This window comes from Streptomyces sp. V4I8 (assembly GCF_041261225.1).
Classification (GTDB): Bacteria; Actinomycetota; Actinomycetes; order Streptomycetales; family Streptomycetaceae; genus Streptomyces.
In genome coordinates this window covers 2,812,065-2,824,068 of sequence record NZ_JBGCCN010000001.1, presented here as the reverse complement: position 1 = coordinate 2,824,068, position 12,004 = coordinate 2,812,065, and the positions used below count along the sequence as shown (strand labels likewise).

The 12,004-nt window shown below is 71.6% G+C and carries 13 protein-coding genes; 9 read left to right on the top strand and 4 right to left on the bottom strand.

Annotation, left to right across the window (positions count from 1 at the left end; translation table 11 throughout):
* Positions 1–11: 11 nt before the first annotated feature.
* Complete coding sequence (locus tag ABIE67_RS12840) at positions 12–146, top strand: SPW_0924 family protein (RefSeq protein ID WP_370256594.1); 135 nt, start codon at positions 12–14, stop codon at positions 144–146.
* 33 nt (positions 147–179) lie between these two features.
* Positions 180–1,172 (top strand): DUF3068 domain-containing protein, encoded by a 993-nt coding sequence (locus ABIE67_RS12835; RefSeq protein ID WP_370256593.1) that lies wholly within the window; start codon positions 180–182, stop codon positions 1,170–1,172.
* Here ABIE67_RS12835 and hrpB read toward each other — a convergent pair.
* Both hrpB and ABIE67_RS12825 read right to left on the bottom strand, forming a co-directional pair.
* Entirely contained in the window at positions 1,162–3,639 is a 2,478-nt protein-coding gene (hrpB, locus tag ABIE67_RS12830; protein WP_370256592.1) for an ATP-dependent helicase HrpB, read from the bottom strand. The genes ABIE67_RS12835 and hrpB overlap by 11 nt on opposite strands.
* A gap of 4 nt (positions 3,640–3,643) precedes the next feature.
* On the bottom strand, positions 3,644–4,492 hold the full coding sequence (locus ABIE67_RS12825; protein WP_370268512.1) for a class I SAM-dependent methyltransferase: 849 nt from the start codon (positions 4,490–4,492) through the stop codon (positions 3,644–3,646).
* 383 nt (positions 4,493–4,875) lie between these two features.
* Here ABIE67_RS12825 and rpsA point away from each other — a divergent pair, with 383 nt between their 5' ends.
* The 4 genes from rpsA (at position 4,876) to ABIE67_RS12805 (ending at position 8,705) form a co-directional block, all read left to right on the top strand.
* Positions 4,876–6,372: a 30S ribosomal protein S1 gene (gene rpsA / locus ABIE67_RS12820; protein WP_048585752.1), complete on the top strand. Its 1,497-nt coding sequence runs from the start codon at positions 4,876–4,878 to the stop codon at positions 6,370–6,372.
* A 261-nt stretch (positions 6,373–6,633) separates the two neighbouring features.
* Positions 6,634–7,572, top strand: a complete 939-nt coding sequence (locus tag ABIE67_RS12815; RefSeq protein ID WP_370256591.1) for a PAC2 family protein — start codon at positions 6,634–6,636, stop codon at positions 7,570–7,572.
* 56 nt (positions 7,573–7,628) lie between these two features.
* Positions 7,629–8,243 (top strand): dephospho-CoA kinase, encoded by a 615-nt coding sequence (gene coaE, locus ABIE67_RS12810; protein WP_370256590.1) that lies wholly within the window; start codon positions 7,629–7,631, stop codon positions 8,241–8,243.
* Between the two features lie 81 nt (positions 8,244–8,324).
* Positions 8,325–8,705 carry a tetratricopeptide repeat protein gene (locus ABIE67_RS12805; RefSeq protein ID WP_370256589.1) on the top strand — a complete coding sequence of 127 codons (381 nt, stop codon included), beginning with the start codon at positions 8,325–8,327 and terminating at the stop codon, positions 8,703–8,705.
* Between the two features lie 82 nt (positions 8,706–8,787).
* Here the strand turns inward: ABIE67_RS12805 and ABIE67_RS12800 are convergent, their stop codons facing one another.
* Positions 8,788–9,081, bottom strand: a complete 294-nt coding sequence (locus tag ABIE67_RS12800; RefSeq protein ID WP_370256588.1) for a DUF6343 family protein — start codon at positions 9,079–9,081, stop codon at positions 8,788–8,790.
* Positions 9,082–9,136: 55 nt separating this feature from the next.
* On the opposite strand from ABIE67_RS12800, the gene ABIE67_RS12795 reads away from it, so the two are divergent.
* Together ABIE67_RS12795 and ABIE67_RS12790 are read left to right on the top strand one after the other, a co-directional pair.
* The gene (locus ABIE67_RS12795) at positions 9,137–10,048 is read left to right on the top strand and encodes an acyltransferase domain-containing protein (RefSeq protein WP_370256587.1); all 912 of its coding nucleotides are present in this window, start codon (positions 9,137–9,139) and stop codon (positions 10,046–10,048) included.
* 103 nt (positions 10,049–10,151) lie between these two features.
* On the top strand, positions 10,152–10,601 hold the full coding sequence (locus tag ABIE67_RS12790; RefSeq protein WP_370256586.1) for a DoxX family protein: 450 nt from the start codon (positions 10,152–10,154) through the stop codon (positions 10,599–10,601).
* Positions 10,602–10,706: 105 nt separating this feature from the next.
* On the opposite strand, the gene ABIE67_RS12785 is transcribed toward ABIE67_RS12790, so the two are convergent.
* Positions 10,707–11,225 carry an RNA-binding S4 domain-containing protein gene (locus tag ABIE67_RS12785; RefSeq protein WP_370256585.1) on the bottom strand — a complete coding sequence of 173 codons (519 nt, stop codon included), beginning with the start codon at positions 11,223–11,225 and terminating at the stop codon, positions 10,707–10,709.
* A gap of 68 nt (positions 11,226–11,293) precedes the next feature.
* Between ABIE67_RS12785 and ABIE67_RS12780 the strand changes: the two genes are divergently transcribed.
* A complete protein-coding gene (locus ABIE67_RS12780) occupies positions 11,294–11,998 on the top strand; it encodes a uracil-DNA glycosylase (RefSeq protein WP_370256584.1) in 705 nt (234 codons plus the stop codon).
* The last annotated feature ends 6 nt before the right edge of the window (positions 11,999–12,004 follow it).

Here is a 12,004-nt window from a genome sequence, read left to right as displayed (position 1 = left end):
GGGAGGCCCGCATGCGCGCCCTGATCGCCGCCGCGACCGGCCTCGCCCTCGCGCTCGCCCTCGTCCTCACCCTCACCGCGCTCGGCAGCCCGGCCGGCGGGACCTCCCCCAAGCCGCTGCTGACGACGGTGCCCGCACACCCGTAACCGCCCGTCCGCCCCTTCGGGAGGGAGGCCGAGATGCGCCGCAAGGCCGGCCTGGTCCTGCTCGCCCTCGCCGTGTTCTTCGCGGCGCTGTCCCCACTGCTGCGCTGGTACGCCTTCCCGCGCCTGGCCAAGATCCCGGCGAACCAGTACCAGGACATGGTCCTGGAGGCGAAGGACGCGACCCTCCTCGACTACGGCACGATGAAGGCCCGCAAGGTCCCCAAGGTCACCATCGTGCAGACGCTGAAGGGCAACGTCGAGGAGTCGGAGAAGATCGAGAAGACGGCCGGGCGGGACGTCGTCGTCTGGGACGGCCTGTCCTATGTCGTCGGCCCCGACGGCAAGATGGTCTCCAAGATCCCCGAGCGCTACATCTTCGACGCCCACACCCAGGAACCCGTCCACGCCACCGGCGAGATGGTCGACGGCGACCCGGTGAAACGGGCGGGCATCGAGTTCAAGTGGCCCTTCCTCACGGAGAAACGGGACTACGAGTACTTCGACGCCCAGGCACGCGTCACCGCCCCCATCCACTACAAGGGGACGCAGAACTTCCGCGGCGTCGACGTCTACTACTTCGAGCAGGCCATCCCGTGGACCAAGGTCACGTTCCCCAAGACCATGCCGGTCGAGGGCATCACCCCGGAGTCGGTGGCCAAGACCGGCACGACCCGCTGGTACACCACCGTCCGCAAGTTCTGGGTCGAACCACTCACCGGCGCCCCCGTCTACGGCGAGGAGATCCACAAGGAGGAACTGCGCGGCGGCACCCTGCTCGGCGGCCGCGAGAAGGTGACGGCGTTCGCGGGCCACGTGAAGATGCGCGAGGACTACATCGACTCCACGGTGGACCTGGTCAAGTCGAACCGCACCCTGGTCCTGCTGCTGACGTCGTACCTCCCGTGGGGGTTCCTGGTCCTCGGCCTGCTCCTCCTGGCGCTCTCCCTCTACCTGGAGGCACGCGGCCGCCGCCCCGGCGACCCGAAGCCCACGAAGGACACCGAACCGGAACCGGTCACCGCCTGAGCCGGGCGTTGGTGTGCCGGGTCGGCTCGGCGGTGGCGGGATCCTCCGGCCAGGGATGCTTCGGATAGCGGCCGCGCAGCTCCGCCCGTACGCCCTTGTAGCCGTCCTTCCAGAAGGAGGCGAGGTCGGCCGTGACGGCGGCCGGGCGCCCGGCGGGGGAGAGCAGATGGACCAGGAGCGGCACCCCGGCGACGGCCGGCGACTCGTGCAGCCCGAACATCTCCTGCAACTTCACGGCGAGGACGGGCTGTTCGGGGTTGCCGTAGTCGATCCGGATTCTGGACCCACTCGGTACGGCGATCCGCTCCGGCGCGAGCTCGTCGAGCCGTCCGGCCTCCCCGGAGGCCCACGGCAGCAGCCTCGTGAGCGCCTCGCCGGCGTCGATCCGCGCCAGGTCGGCCCGCCGCCGGGCCCGGCTCAACTCGGGCTCCAGCCACTCGTCCACGCGCGCGTGCAGCGCGTCGTCGGAGACATCGGGCCAGGGATCACCGAGGTGCAGACGCAGAAAGGCGAGCCGCTGCCGCAGGACGCCGGCCTCGGGCGACCAGCGCAACAGGCCGAGCCCGTCCTGCCGTAGACCTTCGAGCAGCGCCTGCCGTACGAGGACGGCGTCGGCGTCGCGCAACGGCCGCACCGCGAGCTCGATCGCCCCGAGCCGCTCCACCCGCCGGGCGACGACGTCCCCGTCGGCCCAGTGGACCTCCTGGCCCTCGGAGTACAGGGAGGCCGCTGCCGACCGGGCCATGTCCTCGTCCACCACGGCGGCGAGCTGCACGCGCGCGTGCCCCTTGCCGACAGGGCGGTCCGCGACGGCCACGGCGATCCACGGAGCCCCGCGCAGGGGGCTGCCCTCGGCGAGTTCGGCGCGGGTGCCGGAGGCCATGAGGTAGGAACCGCCGTCGGCCCTGGCGACCCGCTCGGGGAAGGCGAGGGCGGCGACGAGGCCCACGGTGCCGTCGTCCACGCCGCCCGCCGGCGCGCTCTCGCCGCTCGAACGCAGCCGCCGCACCTCCGCACGCCATCGCGCCGCATAGGCGTCACCGCCCCGCCGAGCCGCCCGCAGAGCGGCAGCCAAATCGTCGCCGTACTCCCTCGGAGCCTCCTCACTCAGCAGCGCGACCGCCTCGGCACCCGCACCGGAGGTGTCCAGCAGCGCCCGCCCCAACCGGGGATGCAGTCCCAGCCGGGCCAACGCGGCGCCCCGTGCCGTAGCCCGTCCGTCGGAGTCCACCGCCCCGATGGCGGTCAGTACGCTCCTCGCCGCGGCCATCGCCCCGCCCGGCGGCGCGTCCAGCAGCGCCAGCCCCGACGCGTCCGGATCCCCCCAGCACGCCGCCTGCAACGCGAACGCCGTCAGGTCGGCCACCTTGATCTCCGGCGACGGGAACCGCGGCAGACGTCCGTCCTCGGCCTCCGCCCAGCAGCGGTACACCGCGCCCGGCGCCTCCCGCCCGGCCCGCCCCGCCCGCTGCCGCCCGGCCGCCTGCGAGGCCCGTACCGTCGTCAACGCGCTCAGCCCGCGCGCGTGGTCGACGCGAGGCTCCCGCGCCAGCCCGGAGTCGACGACGACCCGCACTCCGGGAACCGTCAGCGACGACTCCGCCACGGACGTCGCCAGCACCACCCGGCGCCGCTCCCCGCCGGTCAGGACGGCGTCCTGCACGGCCGCCGGCGCCCGCCCGTGCACCTGGAGCACCTCGACGTCCCCGAGCTCCCCCAGCTGCCCGGCCACGCGCGCGATCTCGCCCACGCCCGGCAGAAAACACAGCACGTCCCCGGCCCGCTCGGCCAGCGCCCTCCGCACCACCGACGCCACATGCGTCAGCAGCGCCGGGTCGACGCGCATGCCGTGCGGCGGCCGTACGGGACGCGTCGGCGGCGCCCAGACCACCTCCACGGGGTGCGAGACGCCCTCCGCCTCGACCACGGGCGCGTCACCCAGCAGCCGCGCCCACCCCTGCGCGTCCGTCGTCGCCGACGCGGCCACCAGCCGCAGCTCCGGCCGCAGCGCCTGCCGCACGTCCCACAGGAACGCCGCCACCGTGTCCGCGTCCAGATGCCGCTCGTGGCACTCGTCGAGCACCACCACGTCCACGCCCGCCAGCTCCTGGTCGCGCTGCAACCGCTGGAGCAGCACCCCGGTCGTGACGACCTCCACGCGCGCGTGCCGTCCGACGACCCGTTCCCCGCGCACGGTGTACCCGACGCTCTCGCCGACCTTCTCGCCCAGCAGCCACGCCATCCGCCGCGCGGCGGCCCGAGCCGCGATCCGCCGCGGCTCGGCGACGACGACCCGCCGCGCCGGTCCCTCGCCGAGCAGCCCCGCCAGGACCAGCGGCACCAGGGTCGTCTTGCCGGTGCCGGGCGGCGCGACGAGTACCGCGGTGCCGTGCGCGTCCAGGGCGTCGTTCAGACCGGGCAGGGCACCGCGTACGGGCAGCGCGTCCAGGGCGTCGTAACGGATCACGCTCTCAGTCTCGTACGCAGACGAAGATCGCCGTTCCCGGGATCAGGTTCCCGCGCAGGGGCGACCAGCCGCCCCACTCCGAGGAGTTCCAGGCCGGCCACTCCGGCTCGACCAGGTCCACCAGCCGGAAGCCCGCCGCCACGACGTCCCGCACCCGGTCGCCGAGCGTCCGGTGATGCTCGACGTAGACCGCGCGGCCCTCCTCGTCCTGCTCGACGTACGGAGTGCGGTCGAAGTAGGAGGCCGAGACGGACAGGCCCTCCGGGCCGGGCTCGTCCGGGAACGCCCAGCGGATGGGGTGGGTGACGGAGAAGACGAAACGGCCGCCCGGCCGCAGCACCCGCCGCACCTCCCGCAGCACCTGCACCGGGTCGGCGACGAACGGCAGCGCCCCGTACGCCGAGCACGCCAGGTCGAAGGAGGCGTCGACGAAGGGGAGGGCGCCCGCGTCGGCGCACACCAGGGGGAACGCGCCCCCGATGCGCAGGGCGTGCTGGAGCTGGCGGTGGGAGATGTCCAGGGCGACCGGGCGGGCCCCCTGCGCGGTCAGCCAGCGGGAGCACTGGGCCGCGCCGGCGCCGATCTCCAGGACGTCCTTGCCCTTGAGGTCCTCCGGCGGGCCGAGCAGCTCGGCCTCCACCTCGTCCAGGCCCTCGGGACCCCATACGAAGCGGTCGTCACCGAGGAACGTGCCGTGCTCGATCTGGTACTCGTCCGCGTTGCGGTCCCACCAGCCCCGGTTGGCGTGGGAACTCTCCGCGCCCCCGGCGTCGCGGCGGGTGGCCTCCGGGTCGAAGGCGGCGTCGTCGGCCGAAGTGCCGGACGCGATCTCGGACGATACGGGCTCTTGGATGATGGGCTCCCTCGTCGTACTCTTCCGTCACCTGAATGGCGCGGCCCCTCCCGGCGGTGTCACGCGAGGGGTGCTTCAAGGCCTGCGTGGCCTCTCGAGACAGGTTTTGTGCCGGGTATGCGGCGATCCGCCCCGGGTGTGCGGCTTCGCGCATTGACCCTGTCCGGCTGCCCCCGTATGCTACAAGTTGCGCTGCGGGCCTGCGCACCTCAGACGTAGCAGGCTGCGCTCGCATCTGTTGTATGTCCCCTCGGTTTTCGAGGCGCCATCACCAGTTTTTCTCGGTGGGCGCTTCCTTGGCTGTCCGGCTTCTTCAGAGCGATACGGGCTCCCGGCGTAGCAGTACCTACGACTTCAATGTCCGTACCGGAGCCCTTTCCCACATGACGAGCAGCACCGAGACCACCGCCACCACCCCGCAGGTAGCGGTCAACGACATCGGTAACGAGGAAGCCTTCCTCGCCGCGATCGACGAGACGATCAAGTACTTCAACGACGGCGACATCGTCGACGGCGTCATCGTGAAGGTCGACCGGGACGAGGTCCTGCTCGACATCGGTTACAAGACCGAAGGCGTTATCCCGAGCCGCGAGCTCTCCATCAAGCACGACGTCGACCCCAACGAGGTCGTCGCCGTCGGTGACGAGATCGAGGCCCTTGTTCTCCAGAAGGAGGACAAGGAAGGCCGCCTGATCCTCTCGAAGAAGCGCGCCCAGTACGAGCGTGCCTGGGGCACCATCGAGAAGATCAAGGAAGAGGACGGGATCGTCACCGGTACCGTCATCGAGGTCGTCAAGGGTGGTCTCATCCTCGACATCGGCCTCCGTGGCTTCCTCCCGGCCTCCCTGGTCGAGATGCGCCGCGTTCGCGACCTCCAGCCCTACGTGGGCAAGGAGCTCGAGGCCAAGATCATCGAGCTGGACAAGAACCGCAACAACGTGGTCCTGTCCCGCCGTGCCTGGCTGGAGCAGACCCAGTCCGAGGTCCGCCAGACGTTCCTCACCACCCTCCAGAAGGGTCAGGTCCGTTCCGGCGTCGTCTCCTCGATCGTCAACTTCGGTGCCTTCGTGGACCTGGGTGGCGTCGACGGTCTGGTCCACGTCTCCGAGCTCTCCTGGAAGCACATCGACCACCCCTCCGAGGTTGTCGAGGTCGGCCAGGAAGTCACCGTCGAGGTCCTCGACGTCGACATGGACCGCGAGCGTGTCTCCCTGTCGCTGAAGGCGACCCAGGAAGACCCGTGGCAGCAGTTCGCCCGCACCCACCAGATCGGCCAGGTCGTGCCCGGCAAGGTCACGAAGCTGGTTCCGTTCGGTGCGTTCGTCCGCGTGGACGAGGGCATCGAGGGTCTGGTCCACATCTCCGAGCTGGCCGAGCGCCACGTGGAGATCCCGGAGCAGGTCGTCCAGGTCAACGACGAGATCTTCGTCAAGGTCATCGACATCGACCTCGAGCGCCGCCGTATCAGCCTCTCGCTGAAGCAGGCCAACGAGGCCTTCGGTGCCGACCCGGCGACGGTCGAGTTCGACCCGACCCTGTACGGCATGGCCGCGTCGTACGACGACCAGGGCAACTACATCTACCCCGAGGGCTTCGACCCCGAGACCAACGACTGGCTCGAGGGCTACGAGACCCAGCGCGAGGCGTGGGAGCACCAGTACGCCGAGGCGCAGACCCGCTTCGAGCAGCACCAGCAGCAGGTCATCAAGAGCCGCGAGGCCGACGCTGCCGCCGCCGCCGAGGGTGGCGACACCGCGGGTGCGGCTCCGGCCGCGGGTGGCGGTTCGTACTCCTCCGAGGGTGCGGACACCTCCGGTGCGCTGGCTTCGGACGAGGCGCTTGCCGCGCTGCGTGAGAAGCTGGCCGGGGGCCAGAGCTGAACGCCGGCCGCTGAGGCTTAGCCGGTAACTGAGGGGCCGCACCTTTCGAGGTGCGGCCCCTTGGCGTTGCCGGCGAGCGGGCCGGTCGGTCGGCTGCGGGCCGGTGGGGGCGCGTCACGCCCACGCGGCGGAGCCGCATATCGATACAGCCCCCCGCCCCTGGGGGGTGTCCGACCCGGCAAGATCATGAGCCCCTCCTCTCGGGAATGCCCGTGTCCGTAAGGGTGTTGTGATGTACGGACACGAGGAGGAGCGGTCACAGTGCTTGATCCGCAGGGTTTGTACGCATGGGAGCCGAAGGGGCTGGCTGTCGTCGACATGGCGCTTGCGCAGGAGTCGGCCGGTCTTGTCATGCTCTACCACTTCGACGGATACATCGACGCGGGTGAGACCGGCGACCAGATCGTCGACCGGGTTCTGGAGTCGCTGCCCCACCAGGTCGTCGCCCGCTTCGACCACGACCGGCTGGTGGACTACCGCGCCCGCCGACCGCTGCTGACGTTCAAGCGCGACCGCTGGGCCGGGTACGAGGACCCCGCCATCGAGGTGCGGCTCGTGCAGGACGCCACCGGGGCGCCCTTCCTGCTGCTGTCCGGGCCCGAGCCGGACGTGGAGTGGGAGCGGTTCGCCGCGGCCGTCAAGGAGATCGTGGAGCGGCTCGGGGTGCGTCTGTCGGTGAACTTCCACGGCATCCCCATGGGCGTCCCGCACACCCGCCCGGTCGGCGTCACCCCGCACGGCAGCCGCACCGACCTCGTCCCGGGCCACAGCAGCCCCTTCGACGAGGCGCAGGTGCCCGGCAGTGCCGAGTCCCTCATCGAGTACCGGCTGATGGAGGCCGGGCACGACGTCCTGGGCGTCGCCGCGCACGTCCCGCACTACATCGCCCGCTCCCCGTACCCGGACGCGGCCCTGACCGTCCTGGAGGCCGTCACCGCGGCGACCGGCCTGGTCCTGCCCGGTATCGCGCACGCCCTGCGCACGGAAGCCCACCGCACCCAGAACGAGATCGACCGACAGATCCGCGAGGGCGACGAGGAGCTCACCAACCTCGTCGAGGGCCTTGAGCACCAGTACGACGCGATCGCGGGCGCCGAGTCCCGGGGCAACATGCTCGCCGAGCCGGTGGACATCCCGTCGGCGGACGAGATCGGGCAGGAGTTCGAGCGGTTCCTGGCGGAGCGGGAAGGCGACAGCTGATAGCCGACCGAGCCTGCCGGGTGTTGATGTCAGTGGCAGGCCCTAAGCTGCGGCTCATGCTGAAAGTGGGCCTGACCGGCGGCATCGGCGCCGGTAAGAGCGAGGTGTCGCGGCTGCTCGTGGAGCACGGGGCCGTGCTGATCGACGCGGACCGGATCGCGCGCGAGGTCGTCGCGCCCGGTACGCCCGGTCTCGCGGCCGTCATCGAGGCGTTCGGTGAGGACGTGCTCGCCGAGGACGGCAGCCTCGACCGGCCCAGGCTGGGCTCGATCGTCTTCGCCGACCCGGACCGGCTCGCCGTACTGAACTCGATCGTCCACCCCCTCGTCGGCGCCCGCTCCCGCGAACTCGAAGAGGCCGCCGCCGAGGACGCCGTCGTCGTGCATGACGTCCCGCTCCTCACGGAGAACGGTCTCGCGCCGCTGTACGACGTCGTGGTCGTCGTCGACGCCGGCCCCGAGACGCAGCTCGACCGGCTCGTCCGGCTGCGCGGCATGACCGAGGAGGACGCACGCGCGCGTATGGCCGCGCAGGCGACGCGTGAGAAGCGCCGGGAGATCGCGGACATCGTCATCGACAACGACGTACCGATAGAAGAGCTGCGGCGTCGGGTGAAGGACGTGTGGGACGAGCTTGTGCGTCGGTCCCAGGGGGCCCAGGGGAGCCGGTAGTGGCCGGTAGTCCCGGGGGTCCCAGGAATAGCCGCTGCCCCGTCACGCGTTGAAGTGTCCCAGTGAGGGAAGGACTTTGCCGTGCCCGAGACCAGCGGTTCGACCGGACGTACTCCGGAGACGCATGTCATCGACTTCCGCGCCGCCGAGCAACTGCTCGCCGCGCGGGACCCGCGGGGCGCGGTGAAACTGCTCGACGGGGTCATCGCCGTGCACCCGGAGAACACCGCCGCCCGGCTGCTGCGCGCGCGTGCCTTCTTCGCCGCCGCGCAACTGCGGCCCGCCGAGCTGGAGTTCACCATCGTCCTGGAGCGTGAGCCGGACAACGCGTTCGCGCACTTCGCGCTCGCCCGGACCTACGAGCGGCAGGGCCGGGACGACCAGGCCAAGCGCCACTTCCGGCTGGCGGCCGCGCTCGATCCGAACCCGCAGTACCTGAAGGCGGCGGGGTTCGACGCGTGAGCGGCGACCCGGGGTGGCGGTTCTTCGGGGGCGCCAGGTCGTGCCAGGCGCCGCGGGGCAGGCGGGACTTTGCGGACACGGCCTAGGGGTGGCGGTTGTCCGGCGGCGGCCGGTACGGGCGGTTCTCGGGCGGGCGGTACGGCGGTATGTCGGGGCCCGGCTGGTAGTGCGGGCCCTGATGGATGTGCCTGAGGACCATGGCCATGTCGATCGTGATCACCAGCCACAGCACCCCGCAGGCCACCGCCCACCCCGGGCGGCCCGCGAGCGCGAACGCGGCGGTGCCGAAGACCGCCCAGACCACGCCCCAGACGCACAGCCAGAAGCGGGCCCGCAGTGCACTGCGTGCTGTCGTCGGCTCACTGCCCGTACGCATCGGGATCACCACTCCTCCTTGAAACGTACTCCTCGCACTCCTCACAGGAGGCCTCGTGCTGCCGGACACCGATGAACTGGCCGAAGTGCTGCTCGACCTCGGAGTACCCCACGAGGACATCAACGACCTCGTACGGATGGCCCGCCGGGTGACCGACGACCCGGAGCTACGCCAGGTCCTGGAGCGGTCCGTCGACGAGCTCGTGCGGGGGATGGGGGAGATCGGCGGCCCGGTCGACCTTCCTGACCTGGACTGGCCCTCGGGCGCCCTGCAGCGCTGCTTTCCCGTGTACGTGTTCGTCGCGGTGCTGCCGGCCACGCTCGCCTTCCACCGGGAGCGCGGCATCCCGGCCGACGTCACCCGGCGCACCCTCGCGGACCTCGGGCGGAACATGGCCGTGCACCGCAGGAGGTACGCACGGGCGGGCGTGCAGGCTCCTTGGTGGCTCGTCCATCACTTCCGTGGCGAGCTGTACCAGCTGGGGCGGCTGCAGTTCGAGCGGGCGCGGCTCGGGCAGCGGACGGGGACGCGGCTCGCGGCGGCCGGACTCGACGTGGGGCCGGACTCGCGCTGCCTCCACCTGCACATCCCCGACTTCTGCGGGCCGCTGTCCCCGGCCGCGGTCGACCGGTCGCTGGCGCGGGCCCGGGAGTTCTTCGCCCTGCACTTTCCGCAGGAGCGGTACCGGGTGGTGACCTGCCACTCCTGGCTGCTGGACCCGCAGCTCAGGAAGTATCTTCCCGGGGACTCCAACATCGTTCGGTTCCAGGAGCGGTTCGGCGTCGCCCGCGAGGACCGGGAGGCGGCCGACACCGAGCCGGTCCAGTTCGTGTTCGGCGACCCGGAGTTGCCGGTCGAGAGCCTGCCGCGCCGCACCGCCGTGGAGCGGGCGGTCGGGGACCATCTGCGGGCGGGCGGTCACTGGTACATCGGGCACGGGTGGCTGCCGTTCGCCGGACGCGGGTGAGGTTCCGTCGGTAATTCCGTTCGTACGGCGATGAGTTCTGCGGCATCCCCGGGTCTACCTCTGTGACAGCACCACGGACCACTGTTGCACACAGGAGAACCCCATGCCCGAGAGCACCGTCCCCGTTGCGCCCGCCTCCACCGGCACCCTCGTCGCGGAGTCCACGACCGCCCGCGGCCGCCGGGCCCGTATCGCCCTGCGCGGCCTGCAGGTGCTGCTCGCGCTCTTCACGGGCATCGCGAGCGCTGTGCCCAAGCTGATCGCGCACTCGTCGGCCGCCGAGTCGTTCGACGAGCTCGGCTGGGGCAGCACGGGCATGTACATCATCGGTGCCCTTGAACTGGCCGGAGCCATCGCGCTGTTGATCCCGGTGCTGCAGTCGCTGGCGGCCATGGCGTTCATCGCGCTGATGGTGGGCGCGTTCGTCCAGGTCGCCGTCTTCGACGGGCAGTACGCCGCCACACCGCTCATCCTGATCGTGCCGTTCGCCCTGATCGCCTGGGTGCGGCGTGACTCCAATACGGAGCTGCTGCGGCTGCTGCTGCGACGATGAGCGTGACGTACGACGTCGCTGGCGTCCGGTGGGGCCAGGAAGGCTCGCCCCGGACGCCACCGCCTTGGGGGTTCCCCCGCTCGATCGAGGTCGAGAGTGGGGGAGTCACCGTTCGCGCGGCCGTTCCGCCCTGCCGTCCATGAGCCCGCGCAGCCGTTCCATCTCGCGGCGGTCCCGCTTGGTCGGGCGGCCCGCGCCGCGGTCGCGGATGCCGGCCGGGGCGACGGCCTCGCGCGGCGGGGGAGGGGGCGAGTTGTCGACGTAGCACTGGACCGCCACCGGGGCGCCGACCCGCTTGCTGATGAGGCGCTTGACGATGACGATCCGCTCGCGGTTCTCCTGCCGCAGTCGCACCTCGTCGCCGACGCGGACGGCGTGGGAGGGCTTCACGTTGTGGCCGTTCACGCGCACGTGCCCGCCCTTGCAGGCGGTGGCGCCCATGGAGCGGGTCTTGACCAGGCGTACGGACCAGATCCAGCTGTCGATCCGCACGCTCTCGCCGCTCCGCGGACCGGCGGCCTCGGCTGCGGCGGCCTTCGCGTCGACGGCCTGCTCGGTGCCGTTCGCGTCCGGCTGCCCCTCGGCCGTACCGCCGCTCGTCTCCTCGTCATTCTCGGAAGCCATGCCTCGACCTTAGTCCGCGTACGGAGCCGGGACGGCTGTTCCGGTGGGACTGTGTCTACCGTGGAGCTGTGGATGCCCTCACCGACCTCGACCGCCGGATCGCGGGCTGCCGGGCCTGCCCACGGCTGGTCGACTGGCGTGAGGAGGTGGCCCGCACCAAGCGCGCCGCCTTCGCCGACCAGACGTACTGGGGCCGCCCGGTGCCCGGCTTCGGCCCGCCCGACGCCCGGCTGCTGATCGTCGGTCTCGCCCCGGCGGCCCACGGCGGCAATCGGACGGGCCGGATGTTCACCGGGGACCGCTCCGGTGACGTGCTGTACCAGGCGCTGTACGACGTGGGCCTCGCCTCGCAGCCCACGTCGGTCGCCATCGACGACGGTCTGGAGCTGTACGGCGTACGCGTCACGGCACCCGTGCACTGCGCGCCGCCCGCGAACAAGCCCACCCCGGGTGAGCGGGAGACCTGCCGGTCCTGGCTCGTGCAGGAGCTCGGGCTGTTGCGGCCGACGTTGCGGGCGATCGTCGTGCTCGGCGCCTTCGGCTGGCAGGCGACGCTGCCCGTGCTGGCGGAGGCGGGGTGGAACGTGCCCCGGCCGCGGCCCGCGTTCGCGCACGGGGCGCGGGTCGCGCTGGAGGGCGTCGGCGGGGTGGGCGGGCTCGACCTCTTCGGGTGCTTCCACGTCAGCCAGCGCAACACCTTCACCGGCAGGCTCACCCCCGCGATGCTGCGGGAGGTGCTGAGTACGGCGGCACGGGCGGCCTCACTGCGATGAGGCGGA